This is a genomic window from Bradyrhizobium sp. LMTR 3, assembly GCF_001693485.1.
Taxonomy (GTDB): domain Bacteria; phylum Pseudomonadota; class Alphaproteobacteria; order Rhizobiales; family Xanthobacteraceae; genus Bradyrhizobium.
Map to the genome: position 1 here is coordinate 300253 of NZ_MAXC01000023.1, position 24119 is coordinate 324371.

Genomic DNA, 24119 nt, shown 5'->3' on the forward strand with positions numbered 1-24119 from the left:
TATACTCGGACCAATCCTTCAAGAAAATCCGAGGAGTACGCCATGAACCCGCCCGTCGCCGCTCGCGCCAAATCCGCCCAGCCCTCGCTGCATGACCGCCTGAAAGATTCCTCGCTGCTGCGCGACCGCTGCTACATCGACGGCGCCTGGGTCGGCACGCCGTCGCGCCCGGTCACCAATCCGGTCAACGGTGTCGAACTCGCAAAAGTCCCGGCGTTCAGCACGGCCGAAGCCACCCAAGCGGTCGAAGCCGCCGAGCGTGCATTCCCCGCCTGGGCCAAGCTCACCGCCAAACAACGCTCCAACATTTTGCGAAAGTGGTTCGAGCTGATCGCGGCGAACCGCGAGGATCTCGCGCTGATACTCACGTCGGAACAAGGCAAGCCGCTGGCGGAAGCGCTCGGTGAAGTCGATATCGGTGGCGCCTATGTCGAATTCTTCGCGGAAGAAGCCCGCCGCGTCTACGGCGAAACCATTCCGACCCAGCGGCCGGATGCACGGCTACTCGCCATCAAGCAGCCGATCGGCGTCTGCGGCGCGATCACGCCGTGGAATTTCCCGTGCTCGATGATCACGCGGAAAGTCTCGCCGGCGCTCGCTGCCGGCTGCACCGTGGTGCTCAAGCCCGCCAATGAAACCCCGCTGACCGCGCTGGCGCTGGTCGCGCTTGCCGAAAAGGCCGGCGTGCCGAAGGGCGTGTTCAACATCCTGACCGGCAATTCGTCCGCGATCGGAAAGGTGCTGTGCGAGCATCCCGCGGTGCGGTTCGTCGGCTTCACCGGCTCGACCGAAGTCGGCAAGATCCTCTATCAGCAGGCTTCAGTGGGCGTGAAGAAACTCGGCCTCGAGCTCGGCGGCAATGCTCCCTTCATCGTGTTCGATGATGCCGATATCGATGCGGCGGTCGAAGGCGCCATGATCTCGAAATACCGCAACATGGGCCAGACCTGCGTCTGCGCCAACCGCATCTACGCCCAGGACAAGATCTACGACGCGTTCGTCGAGAAGCTTTCCAAGAAGGTCGCGGCGATGAAGATCGGCGACGGCACGGAGCAAGGCGTGGTGCAGGGCCCCCTGATCAACATGGACGCGGTGCTCAAGGTCGAGAAGCACATCGAGAACGCGGTAAAGGGCGGCGCCAAGATCGTCACCGGCGGCAAGCGCCATGCGCTCGGCGGCAGCTTCTTCGAGCCGACGGTGCTGTCAAATGTGAAGCCGGATGCGCTGGTCGCGCATGAAGAAACCTTTGGGCCGCTGGCGCCGGTGTTCCGCTTCAAGGACGAGGCCGACGTGATCGCGATGTGCAACGCCTCGCCGTTCGGCCTCGCCTCCTACTTCTATTCCCGCGATCTCGGCCGCGTCTGGCGCGTCGCCGAAGCGCTGGAATCAGGCATGGTCGGCGTCAACACCGGCCTGATCACGACCGAAGTGGCGCCGTTCGGCGGCGTCAAGGAAAGCGGCCTCGGCCGTGAAGGCTCGCATCACGGCATGGAAGAGTATGTCGAGATCAAATACGTGATGATGGCCGGGGTGTAGTAGCGGTCGTCCGGGTTTCGTAGGGTGGGCAAAAGCGAAGCGTGCCCACCATTCTCGATTGCGCCAGGTGTGGTGGGCACGCTGCGCTTTGCCTACCCTACAATCAACTGTAACAACAGACATCAGAGGTTATGGGTCTCTGCGTTCGCAGGGACGACAACTCCATCAATCGCTCGCGTCACTAGCAAACGCGCCATGACGTCCCACGCCCGAAGCAAACCGCGTCGCGCCCGACAACGTTTCGCCTGACGCAATCACCGCGAGCCCGCCGCGCATTTCGTTGGCGATCGCTTCCTCCTCCGCAAGATCCCATTGCCGCAGCGCCGACAACCGATCGGCGCGCAGGCATTTTTGCGGAAATCGTGCGATCTCCCGCGCCAGCGCAATCGCCTGTGCGGCTGCCTCGCCGCGACCAACGACGCGATTGGCCAGCCCCATCCGCAGCGCCTCCTGCGCGCCGACCGGCCGGCCGGTGAGGATCAAGTCGATCGCCTGCGAGTGCCCGATCAGCCGCGGTAGCCGAATGGTGCCGAGATCGATCAATGGCACGCCGAACCGGCGGCAGAAGATGCCGAAAGTCGCGTCTTCCGCAACCACGCGCATGTCGGCCCATAGCGCGAGCTCCATGCCGCCCGCCACCGCAAAGCCTTCGACCGCGGCAATCACCGGCTTCGACAGCCGCAGCCGGCTCGGTCCCATCGGCGCAATCGAATCGTGGCCGCCGAGCTCCCGCTTCTTGTTCGGATCGCCCGCCGCCACCGCCTTGAGGTCAGCGCCGGCGCAGAAATAGCCACCGGTGCCGGTGAACACCGCAACCGACGCGCTCTCGTCGGCATCGAAAGCAAGAAACGCGTCGTAGAGTTTCCGCGCGGTCGCGCCATCGACGGCGTTGCGGCAATGCGGACGGTTGATGGAAACGATGGTCACGGGACCATCGCGCTCGACGAGTACGGAATTTTCTTCGGACATCTTTGGCGCTCCCTGGATATTAATTCCTGGAAGCTTGGCATTAGACGCGAGGGTGACGCAATGACGGTGAGGTCGCCATCTTCGACAGTTGTCATCGCCCGGCAAGCCGGGCGACGACAGCATGAGAATGGGCGAGGTCGTGGTTGACGGACTAAACCTGCAACTCATCCCCCGTCACGCGCCGGTACGCTTCGAGATAGCGCTTGCTCGTCGCGTCCACCACGCTGTCGGGGAGCGGAGGCGGCGGAGCGTCGCCGTTCCAGCGGCCGGCATGGCGCTCGGCGTCGAGATAGTCGCGCAGCGGCTGCTTGTCGAAGGAGGGTTGCGGCCGGCCGGGCTTGTAGACGTCGGCCGCCCAGAACCGCGAGCTATCCGGCGTCATCACCTCGTCGATCAGGATGACGCGGCCGTCCGCCGCGCGGCCGAATTCGAACTTGGTGTCGGCGATGATGATGCCCTGGTGGCGGGCGATCCGCTCGCCGAAATTATAGACCGTGCGTGCCATGCTCTCGAGTTTTTCGGCGATGTCGCTGCCGACGATCTCGCGCATGCGCGCGATGGTGATGTTCTCGTCATGGCCGGTCTCGGCCTTGGTCGCCGGGCTGAAGATCGGTGGCTCGAGCTTTCCGCTTTCGAGCAGGCCTTCCGCCAGCTCCTCGCCCGCAAGCGTGCCGGAGGCCGCATACTCCTTCCAGGCGGAGCCGGAGATATAGCCGCGGATCACGCATTCGACCGGAAACACGGTGGTGCGCCGGCACAGCATCGCGCGCCCGAGAATGTCGGCGCGGTGGTCCTTCAGGCCAGGCACCTTGCGGATGATTTCGTCGGCGTCGGCGCTGATCATGTGATGCGGCACCACGCCTTCGAGCTGGCGGAACCACCACGCGCTGATCTGCGTCAGCACCGCGCCCTTCATCGGGATGGTTTCCGCCATCACCACGTCAAAGGCGCTGATGCGGTCGGTGGTGACCAGCAGCACGCAGTCGCTGCCGACGGCGTAGATATCGCGCACCTTGCCGCGGCCGATCCGGGGCAGGGGCAAGTCGCTGGCAAGCATCGCGTTCATCTGGTCAGGCTTTCGAACAGGCGGCCTCGTGCAAGCGCGAGGCGGCAAATGAGAAAGCGGAGCAATAGCTCACTCCGGCAGCGGAATGAACTCATGTTCTTGCGGAACGGCCGCAAACCGCCCAGTTTTCCAATCCTGTTTGGCCTGCTCGATCCGCTCCTTGCTGGAGGAAACGAAATTCCACCAGATGTGCCGCGGGCCTTCCAGCGCGTCGCCGCCAAGAAACATCATCCGCACCGGCGTGACCGCCTTCACCGTGATGCGGTCGCCGGGCCGGAAGATCAGGAGCCGCGGCCCCTCGTAGCGCTCGTTCGCGATCTCGACTTCGCCGTCGACGAGGTAGATCGCGCGCTCCTCATGGTCAGGGTCGAGCGGTACGCTGGTCCCAGCCTGCGCCGTCACTTCGGTATAGAACCAGGGCGACACCATGCTGACAGGCGATTGCACGCCAAAGCCGTGGCCCGCGATGATGCGCGCGGTGAATCCGCTCTCCTTCACTGTCGGCAGCGCTTCGGCCGCGTAATGCTGGAACGACGGCGCGATCTCTTCGGAGCCCGCCGGCAGCGCGATCCAGCTTTGCAGGCCGAGCATCTTCTGGCCATCGCGGCGCTGCACATCGGGCGTGCGCTCGGAATGCGCGATACCGCGGCCTGCCGTCATCAGGTTCATCGCGCCGGGCTGGATCTCCTGGATGTTTCCCTCGCTGTCGCGGTGCATGATCGAGCCGTCGAACAGATAGGTGACGGTGGCAAGCCCGATATGCGGATGCGGCCGCACATCCATGCCCTTGCCGGCCATGAACTGCACCGGGCCGAAATGGTCGAAGAAGATGAACGGCCCGACCATCTGCCGCTTGCCATGCGGCAGCGCGCGCCGCACCGCAAATCCGTCGCCGAGATCGCGGGTGCGCGGCACGATGATGAGGTCGAGCGCATCGCAGCTTTTGGGATCGCCGAGCACGGGATCGTTGGACGGTTGCCAGCTCATGGGGGCTCCTTGAAGTTTTGTGCGATCATAGCAGGAATCGCGGGATCGCCTACAGGCGACGGCCTCTCCACGTCATTGCGACCCGTTGGCTCGCAATGACGGCGGTAAGCACGTGCGTACAAGTCTGGAACCTGAAAATTGAAGCGCGGGCCACTTCGCGCTAGATTCATAACGCGCAGATGAATGCACGAACGGACCATCCGATGCTGCTATCCACCTTCGACATCGCCCTGCGCGGCGCCACCGTGGCGTTGCTTCTGGTGCTGGCAGCAGCGCTGTTTCGCGGTTTTGGAACGGTACTCGCCGGACGGCTCGCTGTGGCCTTCGCAGTGGGTTCGGCGGCGCATGCCGTGACCTCTTCGATCGGTGTGACATCGAAGGTGGCTCCGGCGCTCGCGCCCGTGATCGCGCTGTCGACCGGCAATGCCGTGGTGTTCTGGCTGTTTACGCGGGCGCTGTTCGAGGAGACGTCCAAACTGCGCTGGTGGCACGCGCTGGTCTGGGCGGCGGTCGCGGTTTTCAGCTTCGTCAACTGCATGTGGCTGGCGCCCGCATCCGGCGTGCAGTTCTCCATCATCGCGGTCAATCTGCTCGCGCTCGGCTTCATCGTGCTGGCCGTCGTGCAGACCGTCGCGTCATGGTCGGCCGATCTGGTCGAGGGCCGACGCCGCATCCGCGTCTTCATCGTCAGCGCGGCGGCACTGTACGGCGGGCTGAATGCGGTGCTGCAGATATCACTGTCCGGCAGCGGCGCCGCGGACCTTGCCAACACCCTGAATTCGGCGGCGCTCGCCGCCGTGGTCGCGGCCATCGCGATTGCGATGATGCGTGTCGATGGCGCCGATCTGTTCCCGGCTGCGGCGGTCGTCCAGCCCCGTCCCATCGAGGCGGCCACCGCCGTCGAGTCCAGCGCGGCCGACCAAAAACTCATCGATGCACTGATGCGCCTGATGGCCGACGAGCGCATCTATCGGCATGACAACGTCACCATCGGCACACTCGCAACCAAACTCGCCATTCCCGAATACCGGCTGCGGCGGCTGATCAACCAGCGGCTCGGCTACCGCAATTTCAATGTCTTCCTCAACGAGCACCGGATCGCCGAAGCCAAGGCGGCGCTGGCCGATCCAAGCCAGGCCGAAGTCCCCGTGATTACGATTGCGATGGACGCCGGCTTCCAGTCGCTCGGCCCGTTCAACCGCGCCTTCAAGGCCATCACAGGCGTCACGCCGACCGAATATCGCCGGCTGAAGGCGAGCGCGGCTTAATCCGCATCATATTGTTATTGTTACATAATTTTAGAATCGGCGAGGCATTTCGAGCATTCGGCCAGCGCGAGTTCCAAATCCGGCGAGCGGCCGGCGGCGGCCTCATCAACATCCCCGGCACACGCTGATGCGTCGTGCCGGAGGCCTCCGTGACCAGACGAAATCTCATCCTCATCCTCGCCGCCACCACGGCGCTCAGCGCACTCGCGCTCTCGGCCGCCCGCGCCCGCGACGTGCCGAAGGTCGCGACCGGCTTCGTCGGCGGCGTGCTCTGCAGCGAGACCTTCGTCTCCGGCCTCGACCCGGCGCGCGTGTTTGCCGAGACTGCGTCCGCCATGCCGGGCGCCGGCCTGATCGCCTGGGCGCTCGACTATCGCGTCGACCGTGCTCGCAAGGACGTCACGGTGACACTGTTCGGCCTGGGCCGGAGTCACGCGGTCTACCGCGGCGAAGGGCTCGGCTGCTATCTCGATCATGGTGGTGCCGTGGCCGAGATTGTGTTGCCGCCGTCGGAGACGAGACCGGCGCTGCTGCCCGACAACGCTGGCCGTGCCATTGTCGAACCGCAGACGCCGCAACTGGCTCTCGCACTCGACCGCGCCTTCACCGAGCCGGACAAGTCGCCGCCGCGCAACACCCGCGCCGCGGTGATCCTGAAGGATGGGCGCATCATTGCCGAACGCTATGCCGAGGGCATCGGCATCGACACGCCTCTGCTTGGATTCTCCGCCACCAAGTCAGTCATGTCGGCGCTGGCCGGCATCCTCGTGCGCAAGCGCGCGCTGAAGCTTCACGAGCCGGTGCCGATCGCGGCGTGGCAAGGCCCTGGCGACGCGAGGCGGGCGATCACGCTCGATCATCTGCTGCGCCACACCGCGGGGCTAAAGCTGGGCAGTTCGCTGTAGGCGTCGCTGGCGTCCGCGCTCGAGCCGGTCAATCGCATGAAGTTCATGGAGCCCGATATGGCCGCCTATGCAGTGAGCATGCCGCTGGAGTCGACGCCAGGCGCGGCGTGGAACTACCAAGACGGCAACACCGTCATTCTCGCGCATCTGATCCGCCAGGCCACTGGCGGCAGCGCAGCCCATATGATGGGCTTCGCAAGGCAGGAACTGTTCGAGCCGCTCGGCATGCGTAACGTGACGCTCGAATTCGACGCCTCGGGCAATGCGGATGGATCGAGCCAGATGCTCGCCAGCGCCCGCGACTGGGCGCGCTTCGGCCAGCTCTATCTCAATGATGGCATGGCCGACGGAAAGCCGCATTCTGCCCGAAGGCTGGGTGAAATATTCGGCGACGCCGACGCAAAATGCCTGGGTCGGCCAGGGTGCCGGCTTCTGGACCAATCACGGCGACAGTTTCGGTGCAACCTACCGCACCGAGCGCGGCTGGCCACGCGACGCGTTCTTCGCAAAGGGCACGCTCGGGCAGTATGTGATCGTCGTCCCCTCCGAACAGTTGGTGATCGTCCGGCTCGGGCGCTCGCCGAATTGGCCGCCAGAAGGCGACGGCGTGTTCGATCTCGTGCGAGATGTGGTCGCGGCAACCGGCGGCAAGGGAAAGCTGGCAGGAGCGAACTGATACGTGATGAGGCAAATCTTCCTTCTCCCCTTGTGGGAGAAGGTGGCGGACGTAGTCCGCCGGATGAGGGTTCTATCCGCGAATACCAATGCGAGAGATTCACCCGCGGAGAGAGACCCCTCACCCGTCTCAATCGTGCTTCGCACGATTGATCCACCCTCTCCCACAAGGGGTATACCGCCGATGTGGTGCTTGTTCAGTCTACTGCCGCCCCAATTGCGTGGCCTTCTCGACGCGGTCGAACCGTTCCAGCGACAGGATCGCATCGGCGAGCTGATCGGCGCGGCCGTTCAGCACGGGGCGGGCGAGCGTGAGGAATTTTTGCTGCATCGCCTGGGCGTCCGGAAACGTGTTCGGCTCGCCGGAGGGATCGGCATAGAGACGCTCATGCACGCCATCGTCGGTGGTGATCGAGACGCGCGCGCCGAAGGGGTGGGTGCGGCCGATCTCGAGGCGATCGTCCTGCACCACATCGAACTTGTCGGCGAGCGCATTGACGGCGGCATCACCGAGCCGCTCGTAATCGTCCCACCCGAAACGGCCCTGGTCGAGCACCAGCGCGCCGGTGAAGAACATCGAGAATTGCCCGCCGACGATCGAGCTCGGATGCCGCTTGGTGGCGGCGTCGCCGGTCAACGTGATGCCGTTGCGGTGCAGGCCGATCTCGACCCGCTTGATCTGGTCCGGCGTCAGATTGTGTTCCCGGCGCATCGCGATCAGCGCATCCAGCGCGGCATGGGTGTAGCGGCAGCTCGGATAAGGCTTCACGCCGATCCGCAGCGTTTCATAGGTCTTGCCAAGGCCGGCGACAGCCTTGTCGGGATGGGCGTCGTCGCTGTAGCCGACGAGGAGGCCATGCTTGCCCTCGACTGACTCGGTCGAGCCGACAAAATTGTTGCGTGCGAGCGTGGCAGCGATGACGCCGTTCATCGCGGCGGCACCGACCTGGTAGCGCTTGTTCCAGGCGCCGTTGACCAGAAACTGCAGCGAGCCCGCGGCCTGGCTGCCGGAAACGCCAAAGGCTGAGATGATCTGGTCCTTCGAGAGGCCAAACAGCTTTCCCGCGGCGGCAGCCGCGCCATAGGTTCCCGCGGTCGCGGTCGGATGAAAGCCGCGCGCATAATGCGAGGTCGGATCGAGCGCGTTGCCGAGCCGGCAGCACACTTCATAGCCGGCCACGATCGCAGTCAGCACGTCGCGCCCGGATGCGCCGACCATTTCGCCAACCGCAAACGCCGCCGGCACCACGGGTGCGCTTGGATGCAGCGAGGAATCGGCATGCGTGTCGTCGAAATCGAGGGAATGGCCGAGCGCGCCGTTAAGCAGCGCGGCGACCGCAGGCGTCCAGGTCTTCGCATCGCCGAATACGGTGGCCTCGCCCTTGCCGTCCAGCGCCAGTGCTTCCAGCATCTTGAGCAGCGAGGGCGTGGATTCCGCATCGCGCCGCGCCCGGATCGTGCTGCCGAGGAAATCCAGCGTCAGCACCTTGGCGCGGTTGAGCACCTCGGGCGGAATGTCGGCAAATTTCAGGTCGGCGACATAGGCTGCGAGCGTTGCGGTTTCGTGGGCCACGGCGTTGCCTCGTTGTTCTTGCGTTTGAGTTAGGTACGGCGCAGCCGGGGCGTCGTCAACGTCCGTTACGGCGGGTCAGACCCCCGCTTTACTTGCGCCTGACCGGGAGATCCGGTCCAGGCTGCCGGCAACAACCTGATGCAGCAGCGCCGGCACGATCAGCCGATGAAACGGCATGATGATTTTGAGATAGGCCCGGCCGAGCCAGTTGTGTGTCAGCACCAGCGTCGTCGCGGTGACCTGCCTGACGCCGCCGGGAGGCGTCACATCCACCACGACGCGAAAGTCGAGGTGGCGGTCGTTGAAGCCGGCGATCAGGCGATCAGGCGTTTCGCTCACCACCGGAAAAATTCCGATCATGTCGCGGGGCACGTCCGGATTGGCGCCCGACGTTTTCAGCCCGAGCGGCGCGACCAGGAGATTGCGCACCGACAAGAGCGCCTCGGCCCATCGCGGCTGACGCGCCATCATTCGCTCGGCGGCGCGGCGCGCATCGAGTTCGTGATCCCTGATTTCAATCTGGAAGGCGTCGGCAAATTGCGCGCCGGCCAACATTGTGGCGGCGTCAACGGCGGGCGTGATTTCGCGGACGTTCATTTGAACGTGAGCTTGCTCGTCAGCAGGCGGAAGCGCAAGAGCAGCAGCGTCGCGTATACAGCGGTCCCGACCGAGAGCCCGCTCCACACGCCGACGGCGCCCAGGGAGGTCCGGAAGCCTAGCCAGCAGGCGCAGGCGAACCCGATCAGCCAGTAACTGAGGATCGCGAACAACAGCGGCACGCGCGTGTCGTTCATGCCGCGCAATGAGCCGGCGGCAATCGTCTGGATGGCGTCGGCGATGAAGAAAGTCGATCCGACCAGCAGCAGCGTTGCCGAGAGTTCGGCCGTTGCGTCGGTGTTCTCGCCGAGAAAAATCCGCGCAATGCCGAAGCGGCTGATCACCACCGCGAGCGTCAGAATTGCCGCCAGTACGATGCCGAGCCAGGTTGCGACGTAGCCGGCGCGCCGCACCGCACCGGCGTCGCCGCGGCCGATGGCGTGTCCCACCCGCACGGTGGCGGCCATGCCGATGCCGAACGGCACCATGAACAGGATGGCCGCGACCTGCAGCGCGATCTGATGCGCGGCCAGCGCGGTGGTGCTGATGATGCCCATCAGCAGACCCGCGGCGCCGAACAGGCCGTATTCGAGCAGGAAGGAGAGCGAGATCGGCGCACCGATCACAACGAGCTGCCGCATCAGCTTCCAGTCGACGTGCCAGAAATGGCCGAGTATCTGAAATTTTCGGAATGGGCGGCGCCGTGCGGCAAACCACAGGCCCGCCAAGAATGTGCCGAGATTGACGATCGAGGTCGCCAATCCCGCGCCGAACAGGCCAAGCTGCGGCAGGCCGAAGGCGCCATACAGCAAGAGATAGACCAGTAGCGCATTGGCCGGGATCGCGGCGAGCGTGATCCACAGGATCGGCTCGGGCCGGTTGACCGCGCTCATGAAGCCGCGAATCGCCATGAACCACAGCGCGGGCAAGACGCTCCAGGTCAGGCCGAGCAGATATTCTTGCGCAAGGCGCGCAGCCGTCGGCGCCTGGCCCAGCATCAACAGGATCTGTTCGCCGTAGAACGACAGCGCCATCATCGGCAGCGACATCAGGAATGCAGCCCACATGCCGACGCGGAGCGACCGCCGGATCAAATTTGGGTTGCGTGCGCCAAATGCCTGCGCTGCCAAGGGCGCCACGGCAGACACCAGTCCCATCCCGAAGGTGAAGCTGACAAAGAAGACGGTATGCGCCAGCGCAGCCGCAGCCATGGCCTCGCTGCCGAGCCGGCCGATCAGGGCAATGTCGGTCGTCATCATCGCGATCTGCCCGAGCTGGGTCAGCGCGATCGGCACCGCGAGTTTTAGCGTCTCGGCCAGCTCAATCGCGAGGTGACGGCCGGGAACGGCCGCAGAGGCGGGTGGCGCAACGCTTGCGCGTTCAATTTTTTCGAGCGAGGTCATTGCAACAGACTAATACCGGCGAAGGTCGAAAAAGTGACGCCGGCGTTCGCAGCCTAGTGGCCGTCGCGTGCCGGAACCCGGGTGATTCGCGCGCCCAGCGCATTGAGCCGCTGCTCGATGCGCTCGTAGCCGCGCTCGATCTGGTCGGCGTTGTTGATCGTTGACGTGCCTTCGGCCGCGACCGCCGCCAGCAGCATCGCCATGCCGGCGCGGATGTCGGGCGAAGTCATCGGGGCGCCGCGCAGCCGGCTCGGGCCGGCCACGATCGCGCGATGCGGGTCGCACAGCACGATGCGGGCGCCCATCGAGATCAGCTTGTCGACGAAGAACATCCGCGACTCGAACATTTTTTCGAACATCAGGATGACGCCGTCGCATTGCGTCGCTGTCACGATCGCAATCGACATCAGGTCGGCCGGGAAGGCCGGCCACGGCTGGTCCTCGAGCTTCGGCACATGGCCGCCGAAATCGTCATGGATCTTCATGGTCTGGCCCGAGGGCACCACGAGATCATCGCCCTCGACGCCGCAGACGATGCCGAGCCGTTCAAATCCCATCCGGATGGAGCGCAGATGCTCGACGCCGGCCTTGGCGATGCGCAGCGGCGAGCGCGTCACCGCGGCAAGTCCGATCAGCGAGCCGACTTCGATATGGTCGGGCTGGATCGAATAGCTTGCGCCGCCAAGCGTCGCCGGGCCGTGCACGATGATGGTGTTGGTGCCGATGCCCTCGATCTTGGCGCCGAGCGCTACGAGGAAATGCGCGAGGTCCTGCACATGCGGCTCGGAGGCCGCGTTGCGCAAGAATGTGGTGCCGTGAGCGGCGACCGCCGCGACCAGCGCGTTCTCGGTGGCCGTAACGCTCGGCTCGTCGAGAAAGACGTCGGCACCCTCGAGGCGGGAGGCGCGGAATTCCAGCCGGTGGGTGGCGGTGACGGTGGCACCTAACTGCTCGAAGGCGAGGAAATGCGTATCGAGACGACGGCGTCCGATGACGTCGCCGCCGGGCGGCGGCAGCGCCACCTCGCCGCAGCGAGCCAATAGCGGCCCGGCCAGCAGAATCGAGGCACGGATCCGCGCGCAAAGTTCAGGATCGAGATCGGCCGCGCGGACCTCCTTGGCGTGGATCGCAAGCGTATTGCGCGCCTGCCACTCGGCAGAAGCGCCGACCGAGCGGATCAGTTCGACCAGCGTTTCGGTGTCGCGGATGCGCGGCACGTTTTCCAGCATGACCGGATGCTCGGTGAGCAGGGCGGCCGCGATAATCGGCAGCGCAGAGTTCTTGTTGCCGGATGGCTCGATTGTTCCCGCCAGCCGGTGGCCGCCTTCAACGATGTACTGAATGGGCGGCATGGGCGCGGCCTGCTTCACACGTCGACATTGGCGCTGAGCGAATTATCCTGGATGAATTCGCGGCGCGGTTCGACGACGTCACCCATCAGCTTGGTGAAGATGTCGTCGGCCTCGTCGACCTCCTTGATCTTCACCTGCAGTAGCGAACGTTCGTTGGTATCGAGCGTGGTTTCCCAGAGCTGGTCAGGATTCATCTCGCCGAGGCCTTTATAGCGCTGCAACGCGACGCCCTTGCGGCCGGCGTCGGTCACCGCCTCGAACAGGCTGACCGGGCCGTGGATGGCGGTCTCGGCATCCCTGCGGCGCAATATGCCGGGCTTCGGATAAGCCTCCTGAAGTTTGGCGGCGTAGTCGTCGAGCTTGCGGGCGTCGGCGGAGCCGAGCAGGGCGTCGTCGATGATGGCGACATCCTTTACCCCGCGGATGGTGCGCTCGAAGAAGAAGCCTTCGCCTTCGGTGAAACGGCCGGTCCAGCCGCGCTCGACCTCGTCGGCCAGCGCATCGAGACGCTTGGCGATGTAGTCGGCGGCGGCATTGGCGGTCGCGATGTCGCCGGTGATCTTCGGGCTCAGCACGCCCGCGATCGCGGCTTGCTCGACCACCTTGCGGTTATAGCGGCTGTGCAGATTGTTCAGGATGCCGCGGATGACGCGCGCGTCCTCCACCAGCGACAGCAGATCGCGCCCGCCGCGTTCCGAACCCGACGCCGGCTTGAACACGCAGTCATCGAGGCCGGTCGCGATCAGATAATCTTCCAGCGCGCGCTCGTCCTTCAGGTACTGCTCGGACTTGCCGCGCGTCACCTTGTAGAGCGGCGGCTGCGCGATATAGAGGTGGCCGCGGTCGATCAATTCGCGCATCTGCCGGTAGAAGAACGTCAAGAGCAGCGTGCGGATATGGGCGCCGTCGACGTCGGCGTCCGTCATCACGATGATCTTGTGATAGCGCAGCTTGTCGGCGGAGAAATCGTCGCTGATGCCGGTGCCCAGCGCGGTGATCAGCGTGCCGATCTGCTCTGACGACAGCATCTTGTCGGTGCGGACGCGCTCGACATTGAGGATCTTGCCGCGCAGCGGCAGCACCGCCTGGAACTCGCGGTTGCGGCCCTGCTTGGCGCTGCCGCCGGCCGAGTCGCCCTCGACGATGAACAGTTCGGACTTGGCTGGATCCTTCTCCTGGCAGTCGGCGAGCTTGCCGGGCAGCGAGGAAACGCTGAGCGGGCTCTTGCGCGTCAGTTCGCGCGCCTTGCGGGCGGCTTCGCGCGCGGCCGCCGCCTGGATTACCTTGCCGACGATGACCTTGGCCTCAGCCGGGTGTTCCTCGAACCACGCCGCCAGCGCTTCGTTCAGGACGTTCTCGACCACCGGGCGCACTTCCGAGGACACCAGCTTGTCCTTGGTCTGCGACGAAAACTTCGGATCGGGCACCTTCACCGACAGCACGGCGGTGAGGCCCTCGCGGCAATCGTCGCCGGTCAGCGCGATTTTTTCCTTTTTCGCATTGGCCTCGGCATAGCCGTTGACCTGGCGCGTCAGCGCGCCGCGGAAACCGGCGAGATGGGTGCCACCGTCCCGCTGCGGGATGTTGTTGGTGAAGCACAGCACGTTCTCATGGTAGCTGTCGTTCCACCACAGCGCCGCCTCGACGCCGATGCCGTTGGATTCCGACCGCACCATGATCGGAACAGGCACGATCGCCTTCTTGTTGCGGTCGAGATATTTGACGAACTCCTCAACGCCACCGTCGTAGCGCATCTCCTCGCGCTTCTCGACCGCGTGACGCATGTCGGAGAGGATGATGTGAACGCCGGAGTTGAGGAAGGCGAGCTCGCGCAGCCGGTGCTCCAGCGTCGCGAAATCATACTCGATGTTCTTGAAGGTCTCGCCCGAGGCGAGGAAGGTCACCTCGGTGCCGCGCCTGCCTTCGGCCTCGCCGACCACCTTCAAAGGTGCCAGCGCGTCGCCGTGGGCGAACTCGACGAAATGCTCCTTGTCGTCGCGCCAGACCCTGAGCTTCAGCGAGCTCGACAGCGCGTTGACGACGGAGACGCCGACGCCGTGCAGTCCGCCGGAAACCTTGTAGGAGTTCTGGTCGAACTTACCGCCGGCGTGGAGCTGGGTCATGATGACCTCGGCGGCGGAGATGCCTTCGCCCTTGTGGATGTCGACCGGAATGCCGCGGCCGTCGTCGCGCACGGTTACGGAATTGTCCGCATTGAGGATCACGTCGACGCGGGTGGCGTGGCCCGCGAGCGCCTCGTCGATGGCGTTGTCGACGACCTCGTAGACCATGTGGTGCAGGCCGGAACCGTCATCGGTGTCGCCGATATACATGCCCGGCCGCTTGCGAACGGCATCGAGGCCCTTCAACACCCGGATCGATTCCGCACCATATTCAACGGGAATGGGATGCTCAGTGTCGGCAGGGGTCCGCCGGGCAGGTTCTGTCATGTGAGGCCTTCGAGGGTGTCCCGAATCAGCTGCGCAATATGAGGCGCTGATTGATCTATTTGTGCCATGAAACAGGCACCGCGCCTAGCGCAAACTCTCTGTGTGCAAGTTGTTGAATAAATGGTGGTTTTTTACACTTTTTCAAGGTCTCCAAGGGCAGATTCTGAAGCCTTCGAAAAGCGCGATTCGAGGGCTGCTTCTGCGCCCTCGATCGCTGGATTCTTGGACGCCACGCGATGGGAAATGGCAGTCTGCTGCGGACCTGCTAGAGAAGGCGGCGCGGCAGCTTGTAGTCGTTGCCCGCCGTCCACAGCGATCCCGGGTTAGCCTCCAATTGACCTCGCCTTCCCCAAAATATCGGCCGGATGTCGACGGCCTCCGGGCCATCGCCGTGATGCTGGTCCTGAATTTCCATGCATTCCCGGACGCCATGCCGGGCGGCTTCATCGGCGTCGATGTGTTCTTCGTGATCTCGGGCTTTCTGATCACGGGGATCGTTGCGCGCGAACTGGAACTCGGTCGCTTCGGTCTGATCGAATTCTACAACCGGCGGATCCGGCGCATCTTCCCGGCACTGATTGTGGTGCTCTCTGCGACATTGGTGCTGGGCTGGTTCTGGATGCTGCCGTCAGCCTTCGCGCAGCTCGGCAGCGACAGTTTCGCCAGCGCGGCGTTTTTGGCCAATATCGCGCTGTTGCTGCAGTCCGGCTATTTCGACGTCGAATCCGCCAGGAAGCCGCTGCTGCATCTGTGGTCGCTCGGCATCGAGGAGCAGTTCTATCTGTTCTGGCCGTTGCTGCTGATGCTCGCAGCCCGGCTGCGAATGAGCATCATGGCGGTGGCGGCGGTGCTCGGCATCGGGTCCTTCCTGCTCAACGTGGCGCTGATCGACTCGAATCCCGTTGCGACCTTCTATCTGCCGTTTACGCGCGCGTTCGAATTGCTCACCGGGGCGGCGCTGGCGTACGGCTGGAACAGGGTCGGCCACAGCGTCAAAGCGAGTGATTGGCGCGCCTGGATCGGGGTGACGCTGATCGCGGCGGCGGCCGTGATCCTCGACGGCCATCGCGCCTTTCCAGGCTGGTGGGCGGTGTTGCCGGTCGCTGGCACCGCGCTTCTGCTGTCATCACCCGCGGCCTGGGTGAACCGGGCCTTGCTTGCAAGCCCGCCAATGGTGTGGATCGGGCTGATCAGCTACCCGCTTTATCTCTGGCACTGGCCGCTATTGGTGTTCGGCGGGATTATCAAATTCGGTCCGCTGACCTTGCCGGAACGCGAATTGATATTGCTTGCGAGTGCGCTGTTGGCCTGGGGGACCTACCGGTTTGTCGAGATGCCGATCCGGTTCGGCGTGCCGAGTCGTCGCAAAATGTTCGGGCTTGGGGCGGGCATGGCGATGATCGCGGTCGCCGGCATTGCCGTCATCTGGGGGCGCGGCTTCGACTTCCGCCTGCCGCCGGAAATCCGCGCGCTGGCCAATGTGGCGACCGAGAGCTTCAAATGGCGGTTTCACGAATGCCTGCTCGATCTCAGCCGCGAAATGACGTTTGCCGACACCTGCGTCGAGCATGATCGGCGTCCGCTGGTTTTGATATGGGGCGATTCGACCGCGGGCGCGCTGTTGCCGGGCCTGCGCAAAGCGCAGGAGAAGCGAGACTTCGGCATGGCGCAGCTCACCTCCAGTTCCTGCATTCCGGCGCTGAATGCCGACATCGCGGGCACGCCTAATTGCCGGGCGATGAACGACAAGGTCTTGTCGCTCGCTCAGCAGATCAAGCCCGACGTCGTATTGCTGCACGGAACCTGGGAAAAACATCTCGATAACGTGGCCGAGACGGTGGCCGCGCTGAAGAGGGAGACAAATGCCCGCGTCGTTGTTCTCGGTGGGGTGCCGATGTGGCGGCGCGGGCTTCCGTCCGAAGTGCTCCGATATTTCATGCTCCATCGCACGCTGATCCCGCAGCGTTCGCCCAACGGCATCCCGCCCACCGCCTACGATGCCACTATGCGCGCCAGGCTCGAGCCGCTCGGCGCGGAATTCATCTCGGCCTCCGACGTCCTTTGCAATGCAGAGGGTTGCCTGACGCGCATTGGCGATGCGGCGAGCGATCTCACCGCGAGCGATCAGGTCCACCTGACGGAAAAGGCGTCGGTGTTCCTGATCGCATCGATCATCGACCGCTTGCTCGGCAGCGAAGCGTCAGGTGGTAAGAGGCGTTGAACGGCTCTTAGAGCGTTTTCCAGCGAAGTGGACACCGGTTCGCGTCAAGAAAACGCGTCAAAACAAAAACCTAGAGCTCGGTTCTGATTCAATCAGAACCGAAAAGGCTCTAGCCGCGGCGGCTCACCTGGCCAGACTCGACGTCAAAAATCTCGCCGGCCGCGCCGATATCGACGAAAGCCGCCGGATCGGCGCCGGTCATCCAGACCTGCGCGCCGAGCTTTGCGAGTTCATCGAACAGCGCCTTGCGCCTGACGGGATCAAGATGCGCGACGACTTCGTCGAGCAGCAGTAACGGCACGATCCCGGTCATCTCGGCGACCAGCGTGGCATGGGCCAGCACCAGCCCGATCAGCAGCGCCTTCTGCTCGCCGGTGGAGGCGTCGCGGGCCGGCATGTTTTTTGGCGCGTAGATCACCTGCAAGTCCGTGAGATGGGGGCCGTCCAGCGTGCGGCCGGCGGCGGCGTCGCGGGCGCGGCTGGCGCGCAGGATCTCGCGGTAGCGATCCTCCACGGCGGTTGCGGATTCATTGACCAGCGCATTCTCCATCCAGCCGTCGAGCATGATCTGCGCCGACGGAAAGGCCGAAGCCGCGCCTCGTTCACGCAGCATCGCCGCCAGTCTCGTCACCGTCTGGCCGCGCGTGGCGGCAACCGCAACCGCCAGCTCGGCAGTTTCGCGCTCGATCGCGTCACACCAATGGTCGTCATAATTGCGCACTTCGAGCAGGCGGTTGCGCGAACGCAGCGAGCGCTCCAGCGCGGAAACGCGGCTGGAATGCTCGCTGTCGATCGCCAGCACCAGGCGGTCGAAGAAGCGCCGCCGCTCCGAGGCAGCGCCACGGAACAGACCGTCCATCGCCGGCGTCAGCCACACCATGCGCAAATGATCGCCGAACGCGGCCGCCGACCCCACCGGCTCGCGGTCGATCCGGCAGCGCCGGCTGGAGGCGGCGTCCGCGGCCGGCGCATCGATGCCGGTGCCGAGCGTAGCCAGGCCAAGCGCGCCCTCAACCTCGGCCGACACCGCCCAGGAGCCGTCGCCCTGATTGTCGGCAACATCCTCCAGCCTCGCGCGCCGCAGGCCACGTCCCGGCGACAGAAACGAGATCGCCTCCAGGCAATTGGTCTTGCCGGCGCCGTTCGGCCCCACCAGCACCACCATATCGCCGCGCACCTGCACGCTCGCCGCGCGATAATTGCGGAAATGCGTGAGCGACAGGCGATGGATGCGGGAGGGGGGCATGATGAGTCAGGTCGGTCCTTCTTCCCCTCTCCCCTTGTGGGAGAGGGTGGCGCCTCACGAAGTGAGGCGACGGGTGAGGGGTTCTTACCGCTCGGCGAGCTTCACGATAATGTCCTCCAGCACCGCAGAGGGTTGTTGCAGCACGTCGTTATTCCAGTAACGCGCAATTCGAAATCCTTCAGCGATCAACACCGCTTCCCTAGCTTCATCACGAGTCGATGATGCGTGCTGACTTCCATCGACTTCGATGACCAGCCGCTTCTCGAAACAGACAAAATCGAGAATAAAGTTTCCGAACGGAACTTGCCGTCGAAATTTGAAACGCGCGAGGCGACGGTCACGAAGCAGTCGCCACATCGCCAATTCCGCATCGGTGGGCTCGTGACGCATCTTCTTGGCGAAGCTGCGGATGCGCTTGGCGACAGGCCTATGGCTTGGTGTATGCGGCGCGAACCCCTCACCCGTCGCCGAACTTCGTTCGGCGCCACCCTCTCCCACAAGGGGAGAGGGAAGGTCGGTGTCCGTTTCGCGAGGCGCAGTCACACCCGCATCGGCATCAGCACGTAGAGTGCGCCCTTGTTGTCCTTGTCCTGCACCAGGGTCGGCGAGCCGGGGTCGGCGAGGCGGAGCACGGCGACTTCGCCTTCGATCTGGGCGGCGATGTCGAGCAGGTAGCGCGAGTTGAAGCCGATATCGAGCGCGTCGGAGGCGTATTCGACTTCGAGCTCCTCGGTGGCGCTGCCGGAATCCGGATTGGTCACCGACAGCACGAGTTTGCCGGCGGACAGCGCCAGCTTTACGGCACGGCCGCGCTCGCTCGAAATGGTCGAGACGCGATCTACCGCCGCCTCGAAATCCTTCTTGTCGACGATCAGTTCCTTGTCGTTGTTCTGCGGGATGACGCGGCCATAATCCGGGAAGGTTCCGTCGATCAGCTTAGAGGTCAGCACGACATTGCCGAGGGTGAAGCGGATTTTGCCCTGCGACAGTTCGATTTTGACTTCGGCTTCATTGTCCTCGATCAGCCGCAGCACCTCGCCCACCGTCTTGCGCGGCACGATCACGCCGGGCATGCCGGTGGCGCCGGAGGGCAGCGCCAGATCGATCTGCGCCAGCCGATGTCCGTCGGTCGCAACCCCGCGCAGCGTTGCGGCCTTGGCGCTGCCGGCCGTGTGCAAGTAGATGCCGTTGAGGTAATAGCGGGTCTCTTCGGTCGAGATAGCAAACTGCGTACGGTCGATCAGGCGCTTGACGTCGGCAGCCGTGAGCGAGAACGAATGCGTCATGTCGCCGGCGGCGAGATCGGGGAAATCGCTTTCGGGCAGGGTCTGCAGGGTGAAGCGCGAGCGGCCGGCGCGGATGGCCATTACCGAGCGGTCGCCGTCGGCCTCCAGCACGATCTGCGCGCCGTCGGGCAGTTTGCGGACGATGTCATAGAACATGTGCGCCGGCACGGTGGTGGAGCCGGCGGTTCCGGTCTCCGCCGCCAGCGTTTCGGTCACCTCGAGATCGAGGTCCGTCGCCTTCAGCGACAGCCTGGCGTTTTCGGCGCGGACCAGCACATTGCCGAGGATCGGGATGGTGTTGCGGCGCTCGACCACGCGATGGACGTGACCCAGCGATTTCAGCAGTTGCGCGCGTTCGACGGTGACCTTCATTGCAATATCCGCCAGAGATGGAAAAGCCGGGCGGCCCGTCAAGGCAGCGCCGCGGCATTGGAAACCCGAAAAGCCGGATCATGACCGGATTTGATCAAACCCCCGGGGGGACCGCAAGGTGGCGCGGATGGGGCGCCGGTGCAAGGGAGCAGGCCGCCGTTCCCCCACTTTTGCGGCGAAAAATGGCCGCAGAAAAAAATTCTCCCGCCCACCCAACTCGGGTTTACTCGAGTTGGGCATTATGGATCAGGGCGGGAGAGGCTGGGGAGGAGCCGGATCCTGTTCCCAGAGTTTCGGTTCTGATTGAATCAGAACCGAAACTCTAGATTCTTGTTTTGACGCGTTTTCTTCACGCGAACCGGTGTCCACTTCGCTCGAAAACGCTATAGCCAGCTATTCCTGCAATTGCCGCTTCAGAGACTCGACCTCTTCGGACAGCGCGATATCCCGGGCCACCAGTGCCTCTATCTTGCGCACGGCGTGCAGCACCGTGGTGTGGTCGCGACCGCCGAACCGGCGGCCGATCTCGGGCAGCGAGCGCAATGTCAGCGTCTTTGCCAGATACATCGCCACCTGGCGCGGGCGAACCACGTTCGCGGTCCGCCGCGATGACAAGAGATCCGAACGGCTGACATTGTATTGCCGGGCGACAACCCGCTGGATGTCCTCGATCTTGATCCGCTTCGGTTCTTGCGGACGGATCAGGTCGCGCACTTCGCGCTCGGCCATTTCCAGCGTTACCGGCTGGGCGTTGAGCTTGGAATGGGCGAGCAGGCGGTTGATGGCGCCTTCGAGGTCGCGGCCGTTGTGGGTGATGGTGCGCGCCAGATAATCCAGCACTGTCTCCGGCACATCGAAGCTCGCATGATGCGCGCGTGCTGCCGCCACGCGCGATTTCAGGATGCCGAGCCGCAGCTCCTCGCCGAGCGAGCCCATCTCGACGACGAGACCGCCAGCCAGCCGCGAGCGAACGCGGTCGTCGAGGCTTTCGAGATCGGACGGCGGGCGGTCGGCGGCGATCACCACCTGACGTCCGGCATCGATCAGCGCGTTCAGCGTGTGGCAGAACTCGGCCTGGGTCGACTTGCCCTGCAGGAACTGCAGGTCGTCGATCACGAGCACGTCGATGCCGCGCAGCGCCTCCTTGAACGCCAGCGCCGTCTGCGTCTTCAGCGCAGCGACAAAGCCGTACATGAATTTTTCAGCGGTGAGATAGAGCACCTTGCGCTCGTTCCCCGAATTGCCGGCCCACGTCACGGCCTGCAGCAAATGGGTTTTGCCGAGGCCGACGCCGGCGTGAATGTAGAGCGGGTTGAACATCACGGGATCGCCCCGGCGGCCTTCTGCAACCTGGCGCGCCGCCGCATGGGCGAGGGTATTCGAGCGACCGATGACAAAACTCGCAAAGGTCAGGCGCGGGTCGAGCGGCGAGCCGCCGAGCGCATCATGGCTTGCGGACACCGGCGCAGTGGCGGTCGCGCGCAATTCAGGGGCGGCCCGGCCATTTGCCTGCTCGATACGGCGTTGATCGGCTGGCGCGGTCGGTTCCTTGGCGGGCGCGGCGGACCGCATCGCGGTGCGCACGGTGAGGTCGATCCGGTGCACTTCCGGCATCTCGGCCTGCCAGCAGGTCAGGACACGGTCGGCGTAATGCGCCTGGATCCAGCTCTTGAGAAAGCGGGTCGGCACCGACAGATGGACGCTTTCGTCCTGCACGCCTTCGAGGTCCATGCGCGCAAACCAGCTCGTGTAGACGTCCTCGCCCACAGTCGTCCGCAACCGCCCCTTCACGCGCGACCAGCGATCCTGTTCCGTATTTGTCATTGCCTGAGAACTTTTCTGAATGAGTAATGGTGTCTTGTGAAATCGGCTGGCGGTACCCTTGCGGGCTTCCTGCCAGGCGTGACCTCGGCGCGGCGCTTCAACCACCAGGCACAGATCTAGCGTTCGGCGGAATCGCCGTTGCGCAGATCAAAGGCTAGATGGAGTGGAAGCTGCCGCGAGGTCAGCGCGTACTCGACGCTCGGTGTGGAGCTCGCGTAGGGGGACGGCCAAAAACGTCGTTCAGGAATTCTGAAGCGGTCTCGATGGAAATGAGTGTGCTGAATGTCGCGTTGATTCCGTAAAGCATAGTACCTCCCCCTCTCGCCGCGAGAGTGCGCGACGAGTAACCAGATCACCAGTGTTTCAAAGCCAGTCTGCCGCTACCGAACATCCGCTTGTTCGACCGCTGCGTCCGCCCGCGTACCTCAGTCTGTCGTCTTCAACACGTTCACGAGCTCCGCGTTCCCAATCGCTGCATGGTCGGCAAGCATCTTATTCCCCTTATCCGGAGCGCGCTTCAAACGTTAGCGCCACGCCGGGAAATTTAGACACAGAACAACCGTCCTCATATTGCTATGAGTTACCAACTCAGCTTCGCTTGGAAAGCGTCGCTAACGCGCACACCGCCGCCGATTTGCACGTCCGCTCTTGGGTCTCAAACCGCGCTGGTCAGGAGAGCCTTGAGCGTCGCGAACGAGTAACAAATACACCAAGCGTGATTTCTGACAATCCGTGATTCGACGATGTCGCGTGACTCTTCGGCTGTGTTGCAACACTGCAAATGCGACACTCCACACCAAGTTTTTGAATCAGCGCAGAGAATCCCGCGGCGCGAACGAGCGTGACAATTTTCGCCGCACGCGCAAAATTTTTTAAGAAACCGTTACAATCTTGGTTACCGGGACCAATTTTCAAAACGCTTGTCCTCGCTATGTGGATAAGTGATTAGCGAGACGAAGCTTTTCGGAATTGTTTTTGCAGGGTAACTCGCGCGAGCGACTCCGTCGGAGGAGGCGGGTGTTGTCTGATCAGGTCAGCCGCCGCGATAGCGCTTCTCGCAAATGCGCATGACAACGCTGGTGCATAAGTTGCACCTCGTAAAACTACGGGTGCCCGAAATATGACACGCAAGCCGGCGCTCAGCAACGAGACAATTGAATTGTCACGGTCGATCCGGCGCGCGGCCTTTGGTGTGTGTCCGAAATCCAACAGGATGTATGTCCGTGACGAACATGAATTTCGGGCTCGTGTTCATGCGCCGGTATGGCAGAAAAAGAAAAGCCCGGCGGAGCCGGGCTTTTGATGAATGTCTATTTCCGTCAGTTCACTTCGCGAGCTTGGCGATCGCGTGGGTCAGGCGCGACACCTTCCGGCTCGCATTGTTCTTGTGAATGATGTTGCGCTGCGCCGCCTGCATCAGTTCTGGTTCCGCGCGCTTCATTGCTTCCAGCGCCGCATTGCGGTCGCCGCTCTTGATCGCTTCCTCGACGGTGCGGACCGCGCCGCGCATCTGGGTGCGACGCGACTTGTTGACGATGGTGCGGCGGGCAATCTTGCGGGTCGCCTTTTTGGCGGAAGTCGTATTGGCCATGTTCTCAACTATCCTTCGGCTGTCATCGCTCGGGTGGTCGGCCCTTGAGCGCGCCGGCCGTTCAAATCGCGTGATCGCTGGTTGTATTTTCCAGGGTGTTCGTAACCTAAGCCGTTCTTGAGGATGCCATGGACGGAAGCCAAAATGCTCCCGCAAGCGGCGCTGCTCAAAGAACAGCGGCGGCGGGATTGCGCCCGCCGCCATTGGGGGTCTTATAGAGGGCGCATCCTGCACCGTCAACGCTTTCCGGCCCCCCGAAGGGCCGGAAAGGGCGGCGGAACGGGGCGCGTAAGGTGCTGACGAGGTTGAATTTCCGGGGTGCCCCCGGTATTGGCTGACGGCCTTTGGGGGCGACAGATATAAGGTGACCCATGATCCGCGGTTTTTTCCGGCTTATCGGCCTGCTCCTTCTGGCCGGCGGATTCATCTTCATGGTCTATGACGGGGCGCGCTTTGTTGCCGACCAGACCCTGCGATTTACCCGGTTCGGCCAGTTTTGGAACGACGTCCATCAGTCCAGCCAGCTTACGTTCCGGACCTGGGTCGAGGGTAACGCACCCTGGCTCTGGAACAGTGTCATGAAGGTCCTGCTGGACCAGCCGGTTTTCGCCGTGCTGGGCGTGGTCGGCATTCTGCTCATGATCCTGTTCCGGCCCCGCAAGCCGTTGATCGGCTATTCGCGGGACTAACCTGGCCGGCGCCCGCCCCGGGGGTCGGGTAACAGGGCTGCGGTCACAGGCGTAAAGACATATATAGAAGTCCGACCGGCCGATGCCGTCGCGTCCGCCGATGTCCCGC

The 24119-nt window shown here is 63.8% G+C and carries 18 protein-coding genes and 1 pseudogene; 6 read left to right on the forward strand and 13 right to left on the reverse strand.

The genetic code is table 11. The features are described from left to right. Positions 1 to 42 precede the first annotated feature (42 nt). On the forward strand, positions 43 to 1536 hold the full coding sequence (locus LMTR3_RS18495; RefSeq protein ID WP_065746465.1) for an NAD-dependent succinate-semialdehyde dehydrogenase: 1494 nt from the start codon (positions 43 to 45) through the stop codon (positions 1534 to 1536). Positions 1537 to 1701: 165 nt separating this feature from the next. On the opposite strand, the gene LMTR3_RS18500 is transcribed toward LMTR3_RS18495, so the two are convergent. The 3 genes from LMTR3_RS18500 to LMTR3_RS18510 all read right to left on the reverse strand — a co-directional run bounded on the left by LMTR3_RS18500 (position 1702) and on the right by LMTR3_RS18510 (position 4558). Beyond that, on the reverse strand, positions 1702 to 2505 hold the full coding sequence (locus LMTR3_RS18500; protein WP_065746466.1) for a crotonase/enoyl-CoA hydratase family protein: 804 nt from the start codon (positions 2503 to 2505) through the stop codon (positions 1702 to 1704). 151 nt (positions 2506 to 2656) lie between these two features. Then, positions 2657 to 3571 (reverse strand): phosphoribosylaminoimidazolesuccinocarboxamide synthase, encoded by a 915-nt coding sequence (locus LMTR3_RS18505; protein WP_065746467.1) that lies wholly within the window; start codon positions 3569 to 3571, stop codon positions 2657 to 2659. Positions 3572 to 3640: 69 nt separating this feature from the next. Next, positions 3641 to 4558 carry a pirin family protein gene (locus tag LMTR3_RS18510; protein WP_065746468.1) on the reverse strand — a complete coding sequence of 306 codons (918 nt, stop codon included), beginning with the start codon at positions 4556 to 4558 and terminating at the stop codon, positions 3641 to 3643. 203 nt (positions 4559 to 4761) lie between these two features. Here LMTR3_RS18510 and LMTR3_RS18515 point away from each other — a divergent pair, with 203 nt between their 5' ends. Further along, positions 4762 to 5826, forward strand: coding sequence for a helix-turn-helix domain-containing protein (locus LMTR3_RS18515; protein ID WP_065746760.1), 1065 nt, complete (start codon positions 4762 to 4764; stop codon positions 5824 to 5826). 149 nt (positions 5827 to 5975) lie between these two features. Further along, positions 5976 to 7407: pseudogene (locus LMTR3_RS18520) on the forward strand (serine hydrolase domain-containing protein). A gap of 201 nt (positions 7408 to 7608) precedes the next feature. Here the strand turns inward: LMTR3_RS18520 and LMTR3_RS18525 are convergent. The 5 genes from LMTR3_RS18525 to gyrB all read right to left on the reverse strand — a co-directional run bounded on the left by LMTR3_RS18525 (position 7609) and on the right by gyrB (position 14781). Continuing rightward, a complete protein-coding gene (locus LMTR3_RS18525) occupies positions 7609 to 8979 on the reverse strand; it encodes an MmgE/PrpD family protein (protein WP_065746469.1) in 1371 nt (456 codons plus the stop codon). A gap of 75 nt (positions 8980 to 9054) precedes the next feature. Then, a complete protein-coding gene (locus tag LMTR3_RS18530; protein WP_065746470.1) occupies positions 9055 to 9576 on the reverse strand; it encodes a DUF2867 domain-containing protein in 522 nt (173 codons plus the stop codon). Continuing rightward, positions 9573 to 10979, reverse strand: coding sequence for an MATE family efflux transporter (locus tag LMTR3_RS18535; RefSeq protein ID WP_065746471.1), 1407 nt, complete (start codon positions 10977 to 10979; stop codon positions 9573 to 9575). Before LMTR3_RS18535 ends, LMTR3_RS18530 begins: the two co-directional genes overlap by 4 nt. Positions 10980 to 11032: 53 nt before the next feature. Next, positions 11033 to 12331: a UDP-N-acetylglucosamine 1-carboxyvinyltransferase gene (gene murA / locus LMTR3_RS18540; RefSeq protein WP_065746761.1), complete on the reverse strand. Its 1299-nt coding sequence runs from the start codon at positions 12329 to 12331 to the stop codon at positions 11033 to 11035. A gap of 14 nt (positions 12332 to 12345) precedes the next feature. After that, positions 12346 to 14781, reverse strand: a complete 2436-nt coding sequence (gene gyrB / locus LMTR3_RS18545; RefSeq protein WP_065746472.1) for a DNA topoisomerase (ATP-hydrolyzing) subunit B — start codon at positions 14779 to 14781, stop codon at positions 12346 to 12348. A 334-nt stretch (positions 14782 to 15115) separates the two neighbouring features. On the opposite strand from gyrB, the gene LMTR3_RS18550 reads away from it, so the two are divergent. Further along, positions 15116 to 17002 (forward strand): acyltransferase family protein, encoded by a 1887-nt coding sequence (locus LMTR3_RS18550; RefSeq protein WP_065746473.1) that lies wholly within the window; start codon positions 15116 to 15118, stop codon positions 17000 to 17002. Between the two features lie 109 nt (positions 17003 to 17111). Here the strand turns inward: LMTR3_RS18550 and recF are convergent, their stop codons facing one another. The 4 genes from recF to dnaA all read right to left on the reverse strand — a co-directional run bounded on the left by recF (position 17112) and on the right by dnaA (position 21730). After that, a complete protein-coding gene (gene recF, locus LMTR3_RS18555) occupies positions 17112 to 18248 on the reverse strand; it encodes a DNA replication/repair protein RecF (RefSeq protein ID WP_065746474.1) in 1137 nt (378 codons plus the stop codon). An 84-nt stretch (positions 18249 to 18332) separates the two neighbouring features. After that, positions 18333 to 18638, reverse strand: a complete 306-nt coding sequence (locus LMTR3_RS18560; protein ID WP_065746475.1) for an endonuclease domain-containing protein — start codon at positions 18636 to 18638, stop codon at positions 18333 to 18335. 149 nt (positions 18639 to 18787) lie between these two features. Next, a complete protein-coding gene (gene dnaN / locus LMTR3_RS18565) occupies positions 18788 to 19906 on the reverse strand; it encodes a DNA polymerase III subunit beta (protein ID WP_065746476.1) in 1119 nt (372 codons plus the stop codon). Between the two features lie 393 nt (positions 19907 to 20299). After that, positions 20300 to 21730 carry a chromosomal replication initiator protein DnaA gene (gene dnaA, locus LMTR3_RS18570; RefSeq protein ID WP_065746477.1) on the reverse strand — a complete coding sequence of 477 codons (1431 nt, stop codon included), beginning with the start codon at positions 21728 to 21730 and terminating at the stop codon, positions 20300 to 20302. Positions 21731 to 22850: 1120 nt separating this feature from the next. On the opposite strand from dnaA, the gene LMTR3_RS37730 reads away from it, so the two are divergent. After that, positions 22851 to 23033, forward strand: coding sequence for a hypothetical protein (locus LMTR3_RS37730; protein ID WP_141686676.1), 183 nt, complete (start codon positions 22851 to 22853; stop codon positions 23031 to 23033). 21 nt (positions 23034 to 23054) lie between these two features. On the opposite strand, the gene rpsT is transcribed toward LMTR3_RS37730, so the two are convergent. After that, complete coding sequence (gene rpsT / locus LMTR3_RS18575; protein WP_028347803.1) at positions 23055 to 23321, reverse strand: 30S ribosomal protein S20; 267 nt, start codon at positions 23319 to 23321, stop codon at positions 23055 to 23057. 371 nt (positions 23322 to 23692) lie between these two features. Between rpsT and LMTR3_RS18580 the strand changes: the two genes are divergently transcribed. Continuing rightward, positions 23693 to 24010 (forward strand): hypothetical protein, encoded by a 318-nt coding sequence (locus LMTR3_RS18580; RefSeq protein ID WP_065746478.1) that lies wholly within the window; start codon positions 23693 to 23695, stop codon positions 24008 to 24010. Positions 24011 to 24119 lie beyond the last annotated feature (109 nt).

Bases quoted from the DNA above. Each gene is read 5' to 3' on its own strand.
- LMTR3_RS18510 (WP_065746468.1), bottom strand. From the start codon at position 4,558: ATGAGCTGGCAACCGTCCAACGATCCCGTGCTCGGCGATCCCAAAAGC.
- LMTR3_RS18515 (WP_065746760.1), top strand. From the start codon at position 4,762: ATGCTGCTATCCACCTTCGACATCGCCCTGCGCGGCGCCACCGTGGCG.
- LMTR3_RS18530 (WP_065746470.1), bottom strand. From the start codon at position 9,576: ATGAACGTCCGCGAAATCACGCCCGCCGTTGACGCCGCCACAATGTTG.
- rpsT (WP_028347803.1), bottom strand. From the start codon at position 23,321: ATGGCCAATACGACTTCCGCCAAAAAGGCGACCCGCAAGATTGCCCGC.
- gyrB (WP_065746472.1), bottom strand. From the start codon at position 14,781: ATGACAGAACCTGCCCGGCGGACCCCTGCCGACACTGAGCATCCCATT.
- LMTR3_RS18500 (WP_065746466.1), bottom strand. From the start codon at position 2,505: ATGTCCGAAGAAAATTCCGTACTCGTCGAGCGCGATGGTCCCGTGACC.
- recF (WP_065746474.1), bottom strand. From the start codon at position 18,248: ATGCCCCCCTCCCGCATCCATCGCCTGTCGCTCACGCATTTCCGCAAT.
- dnaN (WP_065746476.1), bottom strand. From the start codon at position 19,906: ATGAAGGTCACCGTCGAACGCGCGCAACTGCTGAAATCGCTGGGTCAC.
- LMTR3_RS18535 (WP_065746471.1), bottom strand. From the start codon at position 10,979: ATGACCTCGCTCGAAAAAATTGAACGCGCAAGCGTTGCGCCACCCGCC.
- dnaA (WP_065746477.1), bottom strand. From the start codon at position 21,730: ATGACAAATACGGAACAGGATCGCTGGTCGCGCGTGAAGGGGCGGTTG.
- LMTR3_RS18505 (WP_065746467.1), bottom strand. From the start codon at position 3,571: ATGAACGCGATGCTTGCCAGCGACTTGCCCCTGCCCCGGATCGGCCGC.
- murA (WP_065746761.1), bottom strand. From the start codon at position 12,331: ATGCCGCCCATTCAGTACATCGTTGAAGGCGGCCACCGGCTGGCGGGA.
- LMTR3_RS18560 (WP_065746475.1), bottom strand. From the start codon at position 18,638: ATGCGTCACGAGCCCACCGATGCGGAATTGGCGATGTGGCGACTGCTT.
- LMTR3_RS18495 (WP_065746465.1), top strand. From the start codon at position 43: ATGAACCCGCCCGTCGCCGCTCGCGCCAAATCCGCCCAGCCCTCGCTG.
- LMTR3_RS37730 (WP_141686676.1), top strand. From the start codon at position 22,851: ATGACACGCAAGCCGGCGCTCAGCAACGAGACAATTGAATTGTCACGG.
- LMTR3_RS18580 (WP_065746478.1), top strand. From the start codon at position 23,693: ATGATCCGCGGTTTTTTCCGGCTTATCGGCCTGCTCCTTCTGGCCGGC.